The 17,797-nt window shown below is 65.8% G+C and carries 16 protein-coding genes and 1 tRNA gene; 9 read left to right on the plus strand and 8 right to left on the minus strand.

From position 1 onward, the window contains the following. Positions 1–107: 107 nt before the first annotated feature. Positions 108–1,121, minus strand: a complete 1,014-nt coding sequence (locus LAN61_09815; protein MBZ5540803.1) for a hypothetical protein — start codon at positions 1,119–1,121, stop codon at positions 108–110. A 185-nt stretch (positions 1,122–1,306) separates the two neighbouring features. Here LAN61_09815 and LAN61_09820 point away from each other — a divergent pair, with 185 nt between their 5' ends. The 4 genes from LAN61_09820 to LAN61_09835 all read left to right on the plus strand — a co-directional run bounded on the left by LAN61_09820 (position 1,307) and on the right by LAN61_09835 (position 5,723). Beyond that, positions 1,307–2,209 (plus strand): prepilin peptidase, encoded by a 903-nt coding sequence (locus LAN61_09820; protein MBZ5540804.1) that lies wholly within the window; start codon positions 1,307–1,309, stop codon positions 2,207–2,209. A gap of 22 nt (positions 2,210–2,231) precedes the next feature. After that, entirely contained in the window at positions 2,232–3,581 is a 1,350-nt protein-coding gene (locus tag LAN61_09825) for a PAS domain S-box protein (protein MBZ5540805.1), read from the plus strand. Between the two features lie 54 nt (positions 3,582–3,635). After that, a complete protein-coding gene (locus tag LAN61_09830; protein ID MBZ5540806.1) occupies positions 3,636–4,232 on the plus strand; it encodes a hypothetical protein in 597 nt (198 codons plus the stop codon). Between the two features lie 102 nt (positions 4,233–4,334). Beyond that, positions 4,335–5,723 carry a sigma-54 dependent transcriptional regulator gene (locus LAN61_09835; protein ID MBZ5540807.1) on the plus strand — a complete coding sequence of 463 codons (1,389 nt, stop codon included), beginning with the start codon at positions 4,335–4,337 and terminating at the stop codon, positions 5,721–5,723. A gap of 21 nt (positions 5,724–5,744) precedes the next feature. On the opposite strand, the gene ubiE is transcribed toward LAN61_09835, so the two are convergent. Both ubiE and aroB read right to left on the minus strand, forming a co-directional pair. Continuing rightward, positions 5,745–6,527 carry a bifunctional demethylmenaquinone methyltransferase/2-methoxy-6-polyprenyl-1,4-benzoquinol methylase UbiE gene (ubiE, locus tag LAN61_09840; protein ID MBZ5540808.1) on the minus strand — a complete coding sequence of 261 codons (783 nt, stop codon included), beginning with the start codon at positions 6,525–6,527 and terminating at the stop codon, positions 5,745–5,747. Beyond that, on the minus strand, positions 6,520–7,641 hold the full coding sequence (aroB, locus tag LAN61_09845) for a 3-dehydroquinate synthase (protein ID MBZ5540809.1): 1,122 nt from the start codon (positions 7,639–7,641) through the stop codon (positions 6,520–6,522). Before aroB ends, ubiE begins: the two co-directional genes overlap by 8 nt. Before the next feature lie 121 nt (positions 7,642–7,762). Between aroB and nadB the strand changes: the two genes are divergently transcribed. Then, entirely contained in the window at positions 7,763–9,409 is a 1,647-nt protein-coding gene (gene nadB, locus LAN61_09850) for an L-aspartate oxidase (GenBank protein ID MBZ5540810.1), read from the plus strand. 101 nt (positions 9,410–9,510) lie between these two features. Here nadB and LAN61_09855 read toward each other — a convergent pair whose 3' ends face one another. From LAN61_09855 to LAN61_09865, 3 genes are all read right to left on the minus strand, one after another. Continuing rightward, the gene (locus LAN61_09855) at positions 9,511–10,410 is read right to left on the minus strand and encodes a M28 family peptidase (protein ID MBZ5540811.1); all 900 of its coding nucleotides are present in this window, start codon (positions 10,408–10,410) and stop codon (positions 9,511–9,513) included. A 99-nt stretch (positions 10,411–10,509) separates the two neighbouring features. Next, the gene (gene tatC / locus LAN61_09860; GenBank protein ID MBZ5540812.1) at positions 10,510–11,319 is read right to left on the minus strand and encodes a twin-arginine translocase subunit TatC; all 810 of its coding nucleotides are present in this window, start codon (positions 11,317–11,319) and stop codon (positions 10,510–10,512) included. Continuing rightward, positions 11,297–11,758 carry a twin-arginine translocase TatA/TatE family subunit gene (locus LAN61_09865; protein MBZ5540813.1) on the minus strand — a complete coding sequence of 154 codons (462 nt, stop codon included), beginning with the start codon at positions 11,756–11,758 and terminating at the stop codon, positions 11,297–11,299. Before LAN61_09865 ends, tatC begins: the two co-directional genes overlap by 23 nt. 94 nt (positions 11,759–11,852) lie before the next feature. Between LAN61_09865 and LAN61_09870 the strand changes: the two genes are divergently transcribed. Continuing rightward, positions 11,853–13,466, plus strand: coding sequence for a S41 family peptidase (locus LAN61_09870; protein ID MBZ5540814.1), 1,614 nt, complete (start codon positions 11,853–11,855; stop codon positions 13,464–13,466). Positions 13,467–13,581: 115 nt separating this feature from the next. Continuing rightward, positions 13,582–13,657: transfer RNA gene (locus LAN61_09875), tRNA-Ala, on the plus strand. 105 nt (positions 13,658–13,762) lie between these two features. Here the strand turns inward: LAN61_09875 and LAN61_09880 are convergent. Continuing rightward, positions 13,763–14,956: an alanyl-tRNA editing protein gene (locus tag LAN61_09880; protein MBZ5540815.1), complete on the minus strand. Its 1,194-nt coding sequence runs from the start codon at positions 14,954–14,956 to the stop codon at positions 13,763–13,765. 8 nt (positions 14,957–14,964) lie between these two features. Beyond that, complete coding sequence (locus LAN61_09885) at positions 14,965–16,143, minus strand: threonine synthase (GenBank protein ID MBZ5540816.1); 1,179 nt, start codon at positions 16,141–16,143, stop codon at positions 14,965–14,967. A gap of 113 nt (positions 16,144–16,256) precedes the next feature. On the opposite strand from LAN61_09885, the gene LAN61_09890 reads away from it, so the two are divergent. Then, on the plus strand, positions 16,257–17,102 hold the full coding sequence (locus LAN61_09890) for an HAD-IIB family hydrolase (GenBank protein ID MBZ5540817.1): 846 nt from the start codon (positions 16,257–16,259) through the stop codon (positions 17,100–17,102). Then, the gene (locus tag LAN61_09895) at positions 17,093–17,782 is read left to right on the plus strand and encodes a lytic transglycosylase domain-containing protein (protein ID MBZ5540818.1); all 690 of its coding nucleotides are present in this window, start codon (positions 17,093–17,095) and stop codon (positions 17,780–17,782) included. The genes LAN61_09890 and LAN61_09895 overlap by 10 nt, the downstream gene beginning before the upstream one ends. Positions 17,783–17,797 lie beyond the last annotated feature (15 nt).

A 17,797-nucleotide genomic window follows, 5' to 3' on the forward strand; every position in this document is an offset into this window, starting at 1 on the left:
GCCAACTCTAAAAGCGGGCGCAGCGAGCTGCGCCCCTATAGCCTAAATTTAGAAGACACATCTCCGGTCCGGGCGGGGTGTCTCGATTCGTCCGTGGACCGCGTGTTTCAGGCGAGGGATTCGAGGAAGAAGGTGCCCATGCGCCAGGCGGCGAGGTAGCTGAAGGGGGGTAGCTCGAGGGAGTAGTGGCCGCAGGGGAGCGCGAGGGTGCGCGGGTCGCAGCCGTGGGTGCGCAGGGCGCCGAGCATTTCGGCGGTCAGCTCGGGAAGGAAGGTGGGGTCGTAATTGCCGTAGACCATGAAGCAGTTTTTGCCCGCGCCCAGGCCGAGTTCGACGTAGGGCATGGGGCTGATGGGGGCCCAGAAATGGCGAAGTTCGTCGAGGGAGATCTTGCTGCGCAGGCCTTCCCAGACGTGGTTGGTGGTCATGCCGTATTTGACCACGTCGGCGAAGTAAGTGGAAACGTGAAAGAAGCCCGCGGCGCGGACAGCGGGATCGTGCACCAGGGTGATATAGCCGACGGAGGAGCCGATGCTGGTGCCGAGGACACCGAGGCGGGTGTAGCCCTGGCTTTCGAGCCAGCGCAGGCATTGCCGCGCATCCATGACCGCCTGGCGATTGGCCTGCAGGGTGAGGCCGATGTTGGGGCCGACGAGCTGGTCGGCACGCTCGTGGCCCTGGGCCATGCGCCGGTCGTGATAGGGGAGACTCAGACGCAAAACGGTAATGCCGAGGAGCTGCAGCCACTGGCACAAGGCGCGCTGCCCTTCCCACTTGGCGTTCCAGTTGGGAAGAACGAGAACCGCCGGGCCACCGCGGCGCGCCGGAAAGAACTGCGCGTGGACGGTGTTGTTCTCCGGGGAATCCGAGCACAGGGCGCTGGTGAAGGTCAGGACGTTGTCGTGGAGGCGGTAGTCGGCGGCCGGGCCAACGGCGAACCATTCGCGGCTGTTTTCGATGGTGGCGGGGACCCAACGGCGCAGGAAGCCGCGGGGATCGGGCTCGCCGGCACGGCCGCCGATGTGCTCGAGGCCCCATTCGAGCGGGCGCACCATGCGGTTGTCGTCGGTGGTCCAGCGACGGTGCTCGTAACGGCGGATTTTCTGTTCGAGCCAGTGCATAAGAGTGAAGAATCAAATATAGCGGAGCGGCCAGAGGGGCGCAAACCGCGTGATGAGAGGGGAAAGCGTAGTAGTGGCGCACGGTGAAACGGTTGCAGCGTTCCAGGATGGAACGGTGTTAGCCATGCGACACGCGGGGCGGGGCCTTTGTTGAGGCGGGTGCGGGTCTGTGGCACAGTCAAAATGTGCTTACTCTCTTCTTTTTGGTGCTGGGGCTGATCATCGGCAGCTTCCTGAATGTGTGCATCACGCGCATTCCGGAAGAGCTGTCCATCGTGACGCCGGGCTCGCGCTGCCCGCGCTGCAAGACGCCCATCCGGCCTTTCGACAATATCCCGGTGCTGAGCTGGCTGCTGCTGCGCGGGAAATGCCGGGACTGCGGGCTGCCCATTTCGCCGATGTACCCGGCGGTGGAACTGCTGACGGGGCTGGTTTTCGTGGCCTGCTATGCGGAATTCGGGATAAGCGCGGAGCTGTTCAAGTGGCTGTTCTTTGCCGGTCTGCTGATCGTGCTGACGGTGACCGACCTGCAGGTGCGCATGCTGCCCGACGCGGTGAACTGGCCGGGCTTCGGCATGGGACTGGTGTTCAGCGCGGCGGTGCCGCCGCAGGACGGCACGGCGCTGTGGGTGGTGCAGACGTTCGTGCACCGCCGTGCGCCGGAGATGGCCGTGGGGCTGCTGGATGGGCTGCTGGGCGCGGCATTTGGCAGCCTGCTGCTATGGGGCACCGGGAGAGCGTATAAGGCGTTGCGGGGCCACGAGGGCATGGGGCTGGGCGACGTGAAGATGATGGCCATGGTGGGGACGTTCCTGGGGTTCCGGGGCACGTTCCTGACGATTCTGGTGGGCACGTTCCTGGGAAGCGTCGTCGGGATCGGGATCGTCCTGACGCTGTACGTGGCGGGCTGGGGGCGGGAGCTTGCCCAACGGGCGAGCCGGCGCGGACTCGGCAGCATTCAATCGCTGCGCTTCTATCTGGCGAGCCAATACCAACTGCCCCTGGGAACGTTTCTGGGGATCGCCGCCTTGCTGGTGGTGTTTCTGAGCCGGCACCCCGTTTTCTACCGGGTTCCGGGAGCCCACTGAAGCGCGCCCCGCCGGAGCAGCCATGCTGACCGTCATCCTCATGCAAGGAGAGTTTCAGGGCAACGGACGGTGGGCCTTCTACGGTCTGGGTTTTTTCTTCGGACTCATCGCCCTTATCGCCTTCCTGACCTTCGTCATCCGCCGCGTGTTCCGGCGCGGACGCGAGGAGCAGACATCGCCGCTGGAAGCCGCGCCCAATAGCGACAACGCCTCGGCGTTCATGACCGCGTCGATGCAGGGAGTGATCCAGAAGCTGCGCGAGCAGGAGAAGGAACTGGAGCGGCTGCACCGCGAGGAAAAAGAGCGGGCGGTGCAATCGGAAAAGCTGAGCGAAGAAGTGACGCGCAACATGCCCGCCGGGCTGCTGGTGGTGAACGCCATGGGCATCATCGTTAGCGCGAATCCCGCCGCCGAGCAGGTGCTGGGCATGCGCGGGCTGGCGTACCGGCGGTACAGCGAGGCCCTCGGGGAAAGTTCCGGGCTGGTGGCCCTGGTGGCTAGCTGCCTGCAGCAAGGCACGATCCACCGGCGGGAGCAGGTGGAGCACACCACATTGCAGGGAGAGATCCGGCTGCTGGGTGCCACGGTTTCGCCGATCCGGCGCGGCGACAAGATCAATGGGGCCATCTGCCTGCTGAGCGACCTCACGGAACTGGCGGCCCTGCAGCAGCAGGTGCAGCTAAAAGAGAACCTGGCGGTGCTCGGAGAGCTGTCCGCGGGAATCGCGCACGAATTCAAGAATGCCCTGGCCACCATTTCCGGCTACGCGCAGTTGATCCGCGGGGAAAACACGCCGGAGGAAACGGCGGAATACGCCGGACTGATACTGGAGCAGTCGCGAAACATCACGCAGGTGGTCACGGAATTCCTGAAGTACGCGCGGCCGTTGGAAATTTCGCACGAGCAGGTGCTCCTGCAGCCGATCGTCGAGCGCGTCGTCGCCGAACTGCAGGAAGCCTTCCCCGAGGTGCAGATCGCGGCGCAGGGAAACTTTGGCCGGGTCGCCGGGGAGGAGGGCTTCCTGCGGCAGGCGCTGTTGAATCTGGCGCGCAACGCCGTGGAGGCCGCCGGCGCTGCTCCCGGGGGCGGGCGGGTCCGCCTGGAAGGCAGCATCGTGGGCAATGCGGGAGCCGAAACGCAGCAGATCAGCATTGTGGATAACGGACCGGGCATCGCCGCCGGAGCCCTGAACAAGATCTTCGTGCCCTTCTTTACCACCAAGGCGAACGGCACCGGCCTGGGCTTGCCGGTGGTCCAGAAGATCATCGTGCAGCATGGCGGCAAGGTCGAAGCGCGCAACCACGCGGGGGGCGGAGCGGAGTTTATCGTTACGCTACCCGCCGGTCCAACGGCCTCCGAAGCGCTAAAATAGTAACCTAAGCAAAATGTCGGGGTCCCCTGCCTTGCTCCGGCGAAAGAGGCGTATATGCAAGCTATTTCCGCATTTCGCGCAGTGACCCTTCTGGCGGCTGCCGCGATTGTCAGCGTTCCGGCCTATGCCCAGCAGGAGCAGCAAGTGTCCGTGGCCGAGGCTGCGCGCAGAACCCGGGCACAGAAAAAGACCCCCACAAAGCCAGTAAAGATTTATACGGACGACGAACTGGCCCGCAGCACGCCGGCAAGCACTCCCGCCCCGGCGGGCACGGCGGGAACTGCGGAGAAGGCCGCCGCGAAAAAGCCGGGCGAAGAAGGCGCGAGCGCAAAGGGCGAGGGCAAGGAAGCGGGTGGCGGAGCTGCCAAGGATGAAAAGTACTGGCGGGCGAGATTCCAGCAGGCCCGCGAAAACCTGGCGCGCGCGGAAAAGGAACTGGACGTGCTGCAGCGCGAATCCAGCAAGGCCCAGTTGCAGAACTACAACGATCCCAACAAGGCCATGCAGGAACAGTTTGCACGCAAAGAGATCAACGAAAAGCAGGCGCAGATCGAAGCCAAGAAGAAGGAGATCGGGGATCTCCAGAACTTCCTTAGCAAGCTTGAAGACGAGCTCCGGATGTCCGGAGGGGATTCCGGCTGGGCCCGCTAGCGCCGGCGGTACGGCTGCCCCGGCCCATGCGCCTTTCCTGGCCCACAGATACCCGCGTGTCTTTGCGGGGCGGCGCGGGCTTGCACGGCAGAAACGGACACGATGGAACCCCTTCTCCTAGTTGAAGACAAGAGCGAGCTCCGCGCCATGCTGCACAAGGCGCTGGAGCGCGCGGGCTACGCCGTGGAAGAAGCGGCCGACGGCCTGGCGGCCATTCAAAAGATCCGCGGGCGGCGCTACCTGCTGATTCTCTCCGATCTGAAGATGCCCGGCGCCTCCGGCCTGGACGTTCTGCGCGAGGCCAAACAGGCGGACGCCACGATTCCGGTTATCCTGCTGACGGCCTTCGGTTCGATCGAGGAGGCGGTCACGGCGATGAAAGAAGGCGCCTTTGACTTCCTGCAGAAGCCGGTGGACCTGGAGCATTTGAAGCTGCTGGTGCAGCGCGGGGCGCGGCAGCAGGAGCTGCTGCGGGAAAACCTGCTGTTGCGCGAGGAATACTCGGAGCGCTACGGGTTTCCGCGGATCGTCGGCGAACACGCCGCGATCCGCGAAATCAGCCAGCAGATCCAGCGCGTGGCGGCGACCGATTCCACGGCCCTGCTGCTCGGCGAGAGCGGCACGGGCAAGGAACTCTTCGCGCGGGCCATCCATCACCTGTCGCCGCGCCGCGACCAGCAGATCGTGGCCCTGAATTGCGCCGCTATCCCCGACGGCCTGGTGGAAAACGAACTGTTCGGCCACGAGCGCGGGGCCTTCACCGGAGCGGGAGCGCGCAAGGTGGGCAAGCTGGACCTGGCGCACCGCGGCACGCTGTTCCTGGACGAAATCGGCGAACTGCCCCTGGCCACACAGGCCAAGCTGTTGCGCGTGATCGAGGAGCGGTGCTTCGACCGCGTCGGAGGAACGCAGCCCATCGAAGTGGACGTGCGCATCGTGGTGGCCACCAACCGCGACCTGCGCAAAGCCGTGGAAGCCAAGACCTTCCGTGAGGATCTTTACTTCCGCATCTCCGCCGTCCCCATCCTCATTCCGCCGCTGCGCGAACGCGGCAAGGATGTCCTGTTGCTCGCGGAGCATTTCCTCGACCAGTTCCGGCGGGAATTCTCCAAACAGGGGCTGGAATTCTCTCCGGATGCGCGCGAGCGCATGCTGCAATATGCCTGGCCGGGCAACATCCGCGAACTGCAGAACGCCATCGAGCGCGCCGTAATTCTTGCCGACGGCCCGGTGCTCACCCCCCAGGCCCTGCAACTGCCCGAGCCGCTTCCAGCCGGGGGGAGCATTCCCGCCGGTCTGCTGCCCGAAGAGTTCACCTGGAACGGGACGCTGGAAGAGGTCAGCCGGCGGGCGCTGGCTCATGTGGAACGCGTGCTGCTGGAAAACACCATGCGGGACTGCCAGTGGAACAAGACGCGGGCCGCGGAAAAGCTCGGGGTATCGGCAAAAACACTGCTGGCCAAACTGCGCAGCGCCGGACTCGAGAAGTAAGCTTCTTCCCTGCCCGCGCGGTCAGCGAGGGCGCTTCCCCAGATGCAGGGCCACCGTCGCGCCGGTCCACGCCTCGAAGCGCGTCTCCACATAGCCCGCCTGCTGCATCAGCCCGGCCAGCTCCTCGGGCAGGAAAAAGCGCGCCACGGAAGCGGGAAGGTAGGAGTACGCCGGGCGGTCGCCGGAGATGATGCCGCCGAGGCGCGGCAGGACGCTGCGAAAATACCAGCGGTAGAGAGCGCCGAAGAAACCGCTGCGCGGTTCGGTGAAATCGAGAATGGCCAGGGTGCCGCCGGGCTTCAACACGCGGAGAATTTCGCGCAGGCCGCTGTGGTAGTTGGCGAGGTTGCGGAAACCGAAGGCGGAGGTGACCAGATCGAAAGAGGCGTCGGGAAAAGGCAGGCGCAGGGCATCGGCTTCGAGGAACTCGGGAGCCGCGAGTGCGCCAGAGTGTTGCGTGGCGGGTACGCCGGCGGCCTTTTCCCTGGCGCGCACCAGCATGCGGTGGGCGAAGTCCGCGCCAAAGATGTGCGCCTTCCCTGCCCGGGCCAGGGCCAGCGCCAGGTCACCCGTGCCGCAGCAGAGATCGAGCACGCGGGCATCCGGGCGGGCGAGAATGCCGCGCAGGCGGCGCGTGGCGCGCCAGCGCCAGACCCGGTCGAGCTGCAGGGAGAGCACGTGGTTGAGCAGATCGTAACGCGGCGCGATGCGTCCGAACATCTCGCGCACCAGGCGCGAGGCTTCTTCTTCGGTGCGCGCACCGGGCGGGGTTGTTCCCCTGGGTGTGGTCTGCGGATCAGGCATGGATCTTCGCAGAAGGCTCCGAGAGGTGCGGCGCATGATGCAGGACGCGCTCGACGAGGGAAAGCGGGATGGCGCCGTAGGTGCGCGCCTGGCCCAGGGCCGGACTCAGGACAAAACGGAGATTTCCTCCGCGGGTCTTCTTGTCGCGGCCCATGACGCGGAGCAGGCCGGCCGGGCGCACCGCGGGCCATGCGGGAAGCGGACGCAGACGGCGCACGAGGGCGATGATGCGCGCGGCGTCATTGGCCGGGGTGATCTCCGCCTCGTGGCCGAGCAGAGCGGCGGCCATCATGCCCCAGGCGACGGCCTCGCCATGCTGGAAACGGCGGTATGCGGTGATGCTCTCCAGGGCGTGGCCGAAAGTGTGGCCAAAGTTGAGAATTTCGCGCAGACCGGTTTCGCGCTCGTCCCGGCTGACGACGCGGGCCTTGATCTCCGCAGAACGGGTGATGACATGGCTGAGGGCGCGGGCATCGCGGGCCAGGATGCGCTCGAGGTGGGCTTCCAGATAGGCGAAGAGGGCCTTGTCGGCAATGACGCCGTACTTGATGACCTCGGCCAGACCACCGCGAAACTCGCGCGGCGGCAGGGTGCGCAGCAGGAGCGGATCGATGAGCACCTGGCGCGGGGGATAGAAGGCCCCCACCAGGTTTTTGCCTTCGGGAAGGTTGACGCCGGTTTTGCCGCCGATGGAGCTGTCCACCTGGGCCACCAGGGTCGTGGGCACGTGCACAAGTTTCACGCCGCGCAGGTAGCTGGCGGCCACGAAGCCGGCCACGTCGCCCACTACGCCGCCGCCCACCGCGACCAGCAGGGCGCGGCGGTCGGCTCCGGCACGGCTCAACGCGCGGCACAGGGACTCCACGGTCTGCAAAGTCTTGGCCGCCTCGCCATCCTTCATGAAAATCACCGGCTGACCCTTCCGCAGGCGCAGGCCGCGAGAGACTGCGGCGCCCACGGCGCGCCATACGCGCGGCGAGGTCACGATAAAGCAGCCGGTGGCCGGGCCGAGTTTTTGCAGCCAGCGGTGCGCCTGGCCGGCAACGCCGGGGCCACAGACAATGGTGTAGCGGCAGTCCGCGGCGTGTACGGAAATTTGTTTCGGCTTGCTCATTGGCGCTCCTCGAATGTAACACAGGAGCTTGCGCTCCGGCCTCCACCCGTCCACACTCGTCCGCGGAGTGAATCCGGGAAAAGCTTCGTGCTACCATAAGTTGTTCCGAACCGACCGCCCCATGGCACATTCCTCGAAGACACACCCCGTCGATTACGCCGTCATCGGTTGCGGCATCGCCGGGCTGCGCGCGGCCATCGAGCTGAGCACGGCGGGCAGCGTGCTGGTGCTGGCCAAGTCCGAGCTGAGCGATTCGGCGACAGCCTACGCACAAGGGGGGATAGCCGTCTCCCTGAGCGACGAGGACGAAGTCGGGCTGCACGAACAGGACACCATCCTGGCCGGGGACGGGCTGTGCCGCGCCGAAGCAGTGCGCCTGCTGGTCGAAGAAGGCCCCAAGTACATCCAACAGCTGATCGAATGGGGCACCGAATTTGACCGCGCGGGGACCAAGCTGGCCTTCACGCGTGAAGCGGCACACAGCCGCTCGCGCATCCTGCATGCCCACGGCGACTCCACGGGGCGGGAGATCAGCCGGGCCCTGCTGGCCCGGGCGCATACCCTGCCCCGGCTGCACCTCTGGCCGCACGCCTTTACCACCGAGCTGCTGGTGGAATCCGGGCGCGTGGTGGGGCTGCGTTTTCTAGATGAAAGCGATGGCAGCGTGCATGAAGTGCGCGCCGGCGCCGTGCTCCTGGCCACTGGCGGGCTGGGGCAGATCTATCGGGAAACCACGAATCCGGAAGTGGCCACCGGGGACGGCATGGCCATCGCCTACAACGCCGGGGCGGTGCTTTCGGACATGGAGTTCGTACAGTTTCACCCCACCGCGCTGGCGGTAAAGGGCGCGCCGCGCTTTCTGCTCTCCGAGGCGCTGCGCGGCGAAGGCGCAGTGCTGCGCAACATCAACCTCGAGCGCTTCATGAAGCGCTACGCGGAAGCGCAGGAACTGGCGCCGCGCGACGTGGTGGCCCGGGCTATCGTCTCCGAAATGCACCGCACCAGCAGCGAGCATGTCTACCTGGACATGACGTCGAAGAGCGAAGAGTTTCTAAAGAAACGCTTTCCGCGCATCTATTCGACCTGCCTCAGCTACGGCCTGGACCTCGCGAGCGACCTCGCTCCGGTGTGTCCCGCGGCCCACTACATGATGGGCGGGGTCAAGACCGATCTGTGGGGGCGGACGTCGCTGGCGGGCCTGTACGCCGCGGGAGAGACCGCGGCGACCGGCGTCCACGGGGCCAATCGCCTGGCGAGCAATTCCCTTCTCGAAGGCCTGGTCTTCGGCGCGCGCGCCGGACAAGCGATGAACCAGGACGCGCCTGCCGCCAAGCATGGCGCCACCACCCTGCCGGGGATTCCCGCACCGCGGCCGGGCGACCCTGCGAAAGCTGCGGCAAAACATGCGGCGGGAGCGGCGCCATCCACGGTGCCGGCCCGCGCGGCGGCTCCCGCACCTGCCCCCGCGCTGCTGAAGATCCGCGACGTCATGTGGAAACACGTGGGGATCATGCGCAGCGGCCCGGCGCTGACAGCCGCGCTGGAGCAGCTCCGGGCCATTGCGCTGCCCGAGCCCAGGAAATTGAACCGCACGGAGCAGGAGCTGTGCAATCTGCATACCCTCGCGGAGCTGATCGCGGGGTCCGCGCTGGCCCGCGAAGAGAGCCGCGGCAGCCACTACCGCTCGGATTTCCCCTTCCGCAATGATGAGGACTTCTCGAAACACTCGGCGGTGGTGCGGGGGCAGGAGATCCAGTTCGAGGAGTAGGCGGCGGCAATAAATCAAAGAGCGATTCCTCGGCTTCGCGGACCGATAAACAAGCCCGCTCCGCTCGGAATGACCACAGCTAACGAATTGCCCTGAGCCGGTTAGCGGGGCTTGCGCTCAAGTTCCCTTACACTTTCCAGGAAGACGTGGCCGACAACAGCGAGGCTGCGGGCGCTGACCTTGTCCAGGGTGTCCTGCGGCGTGTGCCAGTAGGACGCGCTGGTCTCCAGATCGATGACGTCCACGGCGGGCACGCTCCGGCGCAGGAACGAGACGTGGTCGTCGTCAATGGAAGTTTCCTCGGGGACGAAGATATGGCCGTAGCCGAGCCGCGCGGCTACGGACCAGACCAGATCGGTCAGCCATTTCGTGGAACCGCTCTCGCGGCGAATGCGCAGGTTGCGGCTGCCGACGAGATCGGCGAGCAGCAGGGCTTTGATGCGCTTCAAATCGCCGCTGGCGGCCAGGCGCGCGGCCATCTCCCGGCTGCCATAGCAATTATCAGGATCCGCCCACTGCCAGTTGACCGCCTCTTCCCCGTCAAAGAAAGCGATCCAGACGGCATCACGGCCGGGCTTGGCGCAGAGCAGGCGCGCAAGCTCCAGCATCACGCCGGTGGAAGAGCCGCCATCGTCGGCGCCAACGAAGTTTTCCAGGCGTTTTGTGTCGTAGTGCGTGGACAGCAGGATGATGTCCGGACGCTCGCCGGGAATCTTCACCAGGATGTTTTTCATGGCCAGGCGTCCCGCAGGGGTGTCCGCGTGGAAGTCGTCGGTTTCGGTCCTGCAACCGTAGGACTTCAATTCGGCGAGGATGTACTGCTGGGCTTGCGCGATGCCCGGTGTGCCGGACTGGCGCGGGCCAATCTGCGTGAGCCGCGCCACGTGGGCGAGGGCCTTGCTGCCGTCAAAGCCGCCGGTGGAGTCCGGAGGAGGGGCGTCGGTGGCCTGGGCCGGAGCGGCTACCGCGAAATGGCCGTCGCGGGCTGGCATCCGCGGCAATTTTGAGTCATCGCTCTTTGCACCGCATCCGGCAAACGCAGCCAAGATAAAAAGCCCGCACACGCCGGCGTGGGCGACCGAGAGCCGAGAATGCTTCATTCAGCGCGCCTCCGCGGCCGCCGCGAGCCGCCGGGTGCGCCGCCGGGTGACCACCGCGGAAACCGCTATTCCCAGGAAATAGAGCCCCACCATGGGGGCCATGAAGATCAACATGGTCATGGCGTCGGGTGTGGGGGTCACGATGGCCGCGACGACGGCGATGATCAAAATGGCATAGCGGAAGTTCGTCCAAAGAAATTTCGGGGTCACAATGCCAAAGAGCGAGAGAAAGAAAATCAAGATGGGCAGCTCAAAGACCAGCCCCAGTCCGAGCAGCACCAAGAGGATCAGGTCGAAGTATTCGTTGATGCTGATCAGCGGGGTCACCGGCCCCTTGAAGCTGATCAGGAAACGCAGCATGTACGGCAGCATGATGAAATAGCCGAAGGCAATCCCGGAGAGAAACAACAAGACCGTGGAGAACAGGAACCCGGTGATGGCCTTGCGTTCGTGCTTGTAGAGCGCCGGGGCGACAAACAGCCAGATCTGATACAGGACCACCGGGGAGGCCAGGACCACGCCCAGATAGACGCCCAAGGTGATGATCAGGTTCAGGTAGCCGGTGGGATTGGTGTAGACGAGCTTCTGCTCGAGATGCGCGTCGGACAGGGCCTTCAGCATCGGGCGGGTAATCCAGCCGATCACGCGCTCGGAGACGGCCACGCCCGCGAAGGCGCCGAGGACGATGGCGATGAGCGAGTTGATGATGCGCGTGCGCAGCTCTACAAGGTGCTCGAAGAAGGTCATCGGGGCGCCGCTCTCTTCGGCGGGCGGTGGGGCGGCAGCCTCAGGCGGGGTAATAGTCGTCATGGTTGGTGGGCTCGACGCGCCCGACGGTGGCACTGGAGGTTTCCGGTTCCCTAGCTTGCCCGGCCGGGGGCTCGAGCGTGGACTCGGTCGAGCGGGCCACGGTTTCCGGGATGGCTGCGGAAGCATCTCCTGCGGATGGTTCGGCAGCGGGCGGCGCAGCCGCGGATTCCGGCGCAGGGGACTCGCTGCCAGGCACTTCGGAAGGCGGCAGGGCGGCCACTGGAGCCAAGGCGGCCTCGGCCTTCTTGCGCTCTACCTCGCGGGCCTGGCGCTCGAGGTCGCGCATCTCCTCTTCGAAGGCGCTGCGGAAATCGGTGGAGGCCTTGCGGAACTCGGCCATCAGCTTGCCCAGGCCGCGGGCCAGCTCCGGCAGCTTCTGCGGGCCGAAGACGACCAGCGCCACCAGGAAGATGACGACCATATGCGGGATGCTTAGCATGTCTCATGTGCATCATAGAGAACGCTCTTCCACGCTGTCAAACCCGCATTTCCGCTATGCTATACTGGCGTGGTAAGAGTTTCGCGAGGAGTCCATGAATAGAGAGCGTCGCGGGCTGATTCTGGTAGTGGCTGTGGTCGCTTTTTCGGCGGTTCTAGGAGCGGTCTACGGACCGTCGGTGAAGGCCACCACGGCTTCCGCGGACGATTACCAGACGGCAGTGCGGAACTTTACGCGGGTGCTGGACGTGGTGCAGACCAACTACGCCCAGCCGGTGGACACGGACAAGGCCATCTACGAGGGCGCCATCCCCGGGATGCTGCGCATGCTCGACCCCCATTCGAATTTCTTCGACGCTCGGCAGTTTGCGCTGCTGCGTGAAGACCAGCGCGGAAAGTATTACGGCGTAGGCATGGTCGTAGCGCCGCGCGAAAACCATACCGTGGTGATCACGCCTTATGTGGGGGCCCCGGCGTACAAGGCGGGCATCCGCCCCGGCGACATCATCAGCAAGGTGGACGACAAATCCACCAAAGGCCTCACCACCAGCGAAGTCGCGGACCTGCTGAAGGGCCCCAAGGGCACGCCGGTCAAGATCACCATCAGCCGCGAGGGCTATCCCGACCCGCTGATCTTCAACGTGGTGCGCGACGAGATTCCCCGGCATTCCGTGGACAGTTCCTTCCTGCTGCGTCCCGGTATCGGGTATATCCGGCTCTCGAGCTTCAACGAAACCACGGACCGCGAAGTAGCGGAAGCCCTGAAACAGTTGAACGCCGCGAACCTCGATGGGCTGATCTTCGACATGCGCGGGAATCCCGGGGGGCTGCTGAACGAAGCGGTAGCCGTCAGCGACATGTTCCTGGAAAAGAACCAGCTGATCGTCTCGCACCACGGGCGCAGCTCGCCGGAGCGCCGCTACTACGCGATCCGCGGCAACCAGGGGGTAACGGTGCCGCTGGTGATCCTGATCAACAGCAATTCGGCCTCGGCCACGGAGATCGTTTCCGGCGCCGTGCAGGACCACGACCGCGGGCTGATCGTGGGCGAGCAGAGCTTCGGCAAAGGACTGGTGCAGACGGTGACGCCGCTCAGCGAGAATACCGGGCTGGCGCTGACCACCGCGCGCTATTACACGCCGAGCGGGCGACTCATCCAGCGCGACTACAAATCGGTCTCCCTCTACGAATATCATTACAACCGCAAGGGTCCCGAGCATCCGACGGAAATCAAGCTGACCGACAGCGGCCGCCAGGTGACCGGCGGCGGGGGCATCACGCCGGACATTCTCGTGCCCGCGCCCAAGTTTACGAAGTTCCAGGAGACGCTGCTGCGCAACGACGTGCTGTTCGCCTACGAGGCGGGCGTTGGCGGCTTTACCCGCTACTACCTGGGAACCAAGCCCGAAATCACCAAGCAGTTCGAGGCCAACGCCGGCGTGATGGAAGAGTTCCGCGACTATCTGCGCCGCAAAAACATCCGCTACACCGAGCCGGAGATGGCCGAGAACCTGACCTGGATTCAGCGCAAGATCAAGCAGGAAGTGTTTCTCTCCACATTTGGCCTGCAGGAAAGCTTCAAGGTGCAACTGGAGGCCGACCCCCAAGTGCTGAGAGCCATGGAGGCCGTGCCGCAGGCGCGGGCGTTGTATGCGAACGCGCGCAAGGTCATCGCCCAGCGCAACGGGGAGCGCGACGAACAACCCTGAGACGTCCCGGAAGCGGAAATCGCGAACGGCGTATTTGGCGCAGGGTTGTGCGCAGCGGTTGGCAAGTTTTCCCGCCTCTGCTACTATTTTTAAGCGTCTAGTGCCGTAGGTCAGTGGGCGGCTAGCTCAGCTGGGAGAGCGCCTCGTTCGCAACGAGGAGGCCGGGGGTTCGAATCCCCTGCCGTCCACCATTCTTCCCTCGCCAATTCCATCCCGCACCAAACATCGAGAGAGCGTCCCGGTTCTAACGGGAAGGCCGTGACTTTAAGCCCCATGCCGTTGCAAACATGAGCAGGTCAGGAACAGCGTTCTCTGGCGAAGGTTAGGGCTTGCTCGGAGTGTCCCGGGTCGCTGAGGCGGCCGCGGGCGAAATTGCGCTGGCCGCCGCCTTTGCCGCCGAAAGCTTGCAGCGTGTCGCGGAGGAGCTGGTTCATGTCCTTGGCGGCGGATTCGTGCTGGGCGTAGACGAGAAAACCGTCGGAGGCCAGGAGCGCAATGGTTTTGTCATGTTTGGCGAGGGCGGTGGCCAGGAGGCCAAGGTAGTCGGCGCTGGCGCCGGGCAAGACGCGGCTGATAATGCGCAAGCCGTCCGCACCGGGTTGCGTGTCTTCGGCCAGGAGACGCGCTTCGGCTTCGGAGAGGCGCTCGGAGAGGGCGCGGGCGGTGCGAAAGTGCGCGTCGCGCTCCTGCTGGGCGCGGTCCGTGGCGGCAGCAACCTCCTCGGGGCCGCAGCTCAGCGCGGCGGCGGCGCGCTGCAGGAGGCGGAAATCACTGCGGGCGGCGCGGCGGGCGCGCTCGCCGCACACGAACTCAACGCGCCAGTCCTGGCGAATTTTCGCGATTCGGCGGAGGAGCAGAAGGCCGATCTGCCCGGTGTCGGCGACATGCGTGCCGCCGCAGGGCTGCAGATCCAGGCCCTCGATCTCCAGAGCGCGCAGCTTCCCTTCCCGCTCGACCTTCTTGCGCACGCCGAGCTGGTCCAACTCTTCGGCGGTGCCGAAGCGGACGCGCACGGGGCGGCTTTCGAAAATGACGGCATTGGCGGCGCGTTCGGTCTCTTCCAAGATGGCTTCGGTGGGCTCCTGGCCGCGCAGATCGATGGTGCTCACCTCGCCGCCGAGATGGAAGGAAACGGTGGGCAGGCTGTAGCGCTCGAGGAAGACGGCGGAGAGCAGGTGCTGGCCGGTGTGCTGCTGCATGTGGTCGAAGCGGCGCGGCCAGTCGATCTGTCCGCGGATCGGCCCCAGAGGCACCGGCCGGTCGAGCAGGTGCAGGATTTCGTCGCCGGCGTCGGAGACCTCCAGGACGCGGGCCTCGCCGAGCAGCCCCTTGTCCGCGGGCTGGCCGCCGGAATCGGGATAGAACGCGGTCTGGTCGAGCACCACGCGCCAGGCCGCCGCGTCGCCGTGGCGCGCGGGTTCGCAGCGCAGGACCTCGGCGGTGAATTCGCGGAGGAAGGCGTCGTCGTAGTAGAGGCGGCGGGTGGGCATGGGGGAATTCAGTCCCGGAGCGCCTGCTGCCAGGCCTCGGCATATTTGTAGCCGGTGCCGGTGTTGAAGAGAACGATGGATTCATCGGGCTGCACCCAGCCGGCGGCGGCGAGCTTGCGAATGGCGGCGACGGTGGCGGCACCCTCCGGGGCGGCGTAGATGCCTTCGGCGGAGGCCAGTTCGCGGCCCGCGGCGAGCATTTCAGCGTCGCTGACGGCCAAAGCCGTCCCATGAGTATCGCGCAGCATGCGCAGGATCAGGAAGTCGCCAAGCGGCCCGGGGACGCGCAGGCCGGACGCGATGGTCGTGGCGTTCTGGATAGGCTCGGCGGTCTCGCGGTGTTGTTCCCAGGCGCGCACGATGGGCGCGCAGCCGCTGGCCTGCACGGCCACCATGCGCGGCCGCGCGGCTCCGATCCAGCCCATCTCCTGCATCTCGTCGAAAGCCTTGCACATGCCAATCAGACCCACGCCGCCGCCCGTAGGGTAGAGGATCACGTCCGGGAGTTTCCTGCCAAACTGCTCCCAGAGCTCGTAGCCCATGGTTTTCTTGCCTTCGACACGGTAAGGCTCTTTCAGCGTGGAAACGTCGTACCAGCCTTCCCGGGCCTTGCGCTCGGCCACGTAGCGCCCACAATCGGAGATCAGCCCCGGCAAGGCCATCACCGTGGCGCCGAAGGCCCGGCATTCCATCTGGTTGGCCTGCGGGGTATCCGCGGGCATGACAATGACGGATTTGAGGCCCGCCGCCGCCGCGTAGGCGGCGAGGGCTCCGCCGGCATTCCCGGCGGTGGGCGCGGCAAGAACTTTTGCGCCCAGGTGCCGGGCCTGGGAGACCGCGACGGCCATGCCGCGGGCCTTGAACGAGCCCGTGGGGTTGAGAGCCTCGTCCTTCACGAAGAGGCTCTTCAGGCCCATGCTGGCGCCCAGGCGTTCGACAGGGAGCAGCGGAGTAAAGCCCTCGCCCAGAGTGACCGGGGCGCAGCCGGGGAGGACTTCGGCGTAGCGCCAGAGGCTCTTGGCACGCATGAGGAGGCTATTCGGATTCAGCGAAGCTCCAGCGCGCTTCAGGTCATAGCGGGCATAGAGGGGTTTGCCGCAGGGGCACAGGTTTTGGATGGAGGCGGCCGAGGCCTGCTGGCCGCATTGCGAACATTCGAGATGGAGGAGCGTGGAGGGGGTGGTCATAAACCGGAAAGTCTAGCACAGCCGCGCGCGGCTATTCCTGGAGGGATGTGCCGGCGGGGCGCTACAGAGGCCCCGGAATTCGCGGCCATTCACGTTACAATGGAGGCATGCCCGTGCGGCTCATTGCGCTGGATATCGACGGCACGCTGCTGGACAGCCGCTGGGGTGTGCCGGCCGCCAACTGCGCGGCCATCGCGGAAGCCACGCGGCGCGGCATCGAGGTCGCGCTGGTCACCGGGCGCCGCTACGACTTCGCCCTGCCCGTGGCGCGCATGGTGGATGCGCCGCTGACCATGATCGTGAACAACGGCGCGCTAATCCGGACGCACGACGGCCAGACGCACCTGCGCCACCTGCTGGCGCGGGACACCGCGTACAAGGTGCTGCATGCCACGCAGGCCTGGCGCGCGGCGACCTCCGTGGTCTTCGACCGCCCGCTGGCCAACCAGATCCTTACCGAAGGCCTGGACGGCGATGATCCCTACCGCCGCGCCTACTACGCGCGCAACCGCGAATTCCTCGGCCGGGCCGTGCCCCTGGAAAGCTGCCTTGTGGAGGATCCCCTGCAGGTGATGCTCGCTGGCGGCGTGGCGCCGATGCGCGATGCCGAGGCGGCGCTGCGCGGGCTGCCCATTGCGCGGGAGTTTTCCCTGGCCGTGACCGTCTACGAGGACAAGAATTTCTCGATGCTCGACGTCATCAACCCGGCCTGCTCCAAGGGCAGCGCACTGGCGGAATGGGCCGCAGTGCGCGGCTACGCCCGGGAAGAAATCCTGGCCATCGGCGACAATCACAACGACCTGGAAATGCTGCGCTTTGCCGGCATCGCGGTGGTCATGGGCAACAGCGTGCCGGAACTGAAGAGCTTCGGCTGGCACGAGACGCTTTCGAACGACGAAGCCGGGGTGGCCGCGGCCATCTCCCGCTTCGCCCTCGCGGAGACCGCCGGATGCGCCTGAGGGGCCTCCTGGCGTTACTGCTGCTCTTCGCGGCGGCCGCGCCGCTGCGTGCGGAATACGTACTGCTGCGCAACGGGCAGCGCCTGGCCGTGAGCGCTTACCAGCGGCTCGGCGGCTCTTACCGGCTGCAGATTTCCGGGGGCTCCGTGGAGGTCGCCGCGGCCGACATCGTGGCCATCGAGCGGGAAGAAGTGTTCCGGCATATTCCCGCGCCCGCCAACGAAAAGGCGCCCTACCACGACCTGATCCAGGAGGCCGCCCTGCGCAACGGCGTGGACGCCGATCTGGTCGCCAGCGTCATCGCCGTGGAATCACGCTTTGATGCCCGGGCCGTCTCCCGGCGCAACGCCCGCGGCCTGATGCAACTGCTCCCGGAAACCGCGCAACGCCTGGGGGTCAAGGACATTTTCGATCCCCGGGAAAATATCGAAGGCGGGACGCGCTACCTGCGCGAACTGCTGGAACGCTACCACGACGACGTGGTTCTGGCCCTGGCGGCGTACAATGCGGGACCCCAGCGCGTGCGGCAGTATGGGCAGGTGCCGCCTTATGCCGAGACCCAGTCCTACGTCCGGCGGGTCAAACGCAGCTACGAGCAGCAAAAGGCCCAACACCATCCGCAGCGCGCCGGCGGCGGCACCTCCACGGAAAAAACCCTTAGCCGCGGCGCCGCGCTCTGAGAGCCTTGTCGCCAG

It is taken from the genome of Terriglobia bacterium, assembly GCA_020072785.1.
Lineage (GTDB): Bacteria > Acidobacteriota > Terriglobia > Acidiferrales > UBA7541 > Acidiferrum.

What these genes read in the sequence shown, in the direction of transcription:
- LAN61_09865 (MBZ5540813.1), bottom strand. Translation starts at nt 11,758, where the DNA reads ATGCTAAGCATCCCGCATATGGTCGTCATCTTCCTGGTGGCGCTGGTC.
- LAN61_09835 (MBZ5540807.1), top strand. Translation starts at nt 4,335, where the DNA reads ATGGAACCCCTTCTCCTAGTTGAAGACAAGAGCGAGCTCCGCGCCATG.
- LAN61_09870 (MBZ5540814.1), top strand. Translation starts at nt 11,853, where the DNA reads ATGAATAGAGAGCGTCGCGGGCTGATTCTGGTAGTGGCTGTGGTCGCT.
- ubiE (MBZ5540808.1), bottom strand. Translation starts at nt 6,527, where the DNA reads ATGCCTGATCCGCAGACCACACCCAGGGGAACAACCCCGCCCGGTGCG.
- LAN61_09830 (MBZ5540806.1), top strand. Translation starts at nt 3,636, where the DNA reads ATGCAAGCTATTTCCGCATTTCGCGCAGTGACCCTTCTGGCGGCTGCC.
- LAN61_09885 (MBZ5540816.1), bottom strand. Translation starts at nt 16,143, where the DNA reads ATGACCACCCCCTCCACGCTCCTCCATCTCGAATGTTCGCAATGCGGC.
- LAN61_09880 (MBZ5540815.1), bottom strand. Translation starts at nt 14,956, where the DNA reads ATGCCCACCCGCCGCCTCTACTACGACGACGCCTTCCTCCGCGAATTC.
- LAN61_09815 (MBZ5540803.1), bottom strand. Translation starts at nt 1,121, where the DNA reads ATGCACTGGCTCGAACAGAAAATCCGCCGTTACGAGCACCGTCGCTGG.
- aroB (MBZ5540809.1), bottom strand. Translation starts at nt 7,641, where the DNA reads ATGAGCAAGCCGAAACAAATTTCCGTACACGCCGCGGACTGCCGCTAC.
- nadB (MBZ5540810.1), top strand. Translation starts at nt 7,763, where the DNA reads ATGGCACATTCCTCGAAGACACACCCCGTCGATTACGCCGTCATCGGT.
- LAN61_09895 (MBZ5540818.1), top strand. Translation starts at nt 17,093, where the DNA reads ATGCGCCTGAGGGGCCTCCTGGCGTTACTGCTGCTCTTCGCGGCGGCC.
- tatC (MBZ5540812.1), bottom strand. Translation starts at nt 11,319, where the DNA reads ATGACGACTATTACCCCGCCTGAGGCTGCCGCCCCACCGCCCGCCGAA.
- LAN61_09825 (MBZ5540805.1), top strand. Translation starts at nt 2,232, where the DNA reads ATGCTGACCGTCATCCTCATGCAAGGAGAGTTTCAGGGCAACGGACGG.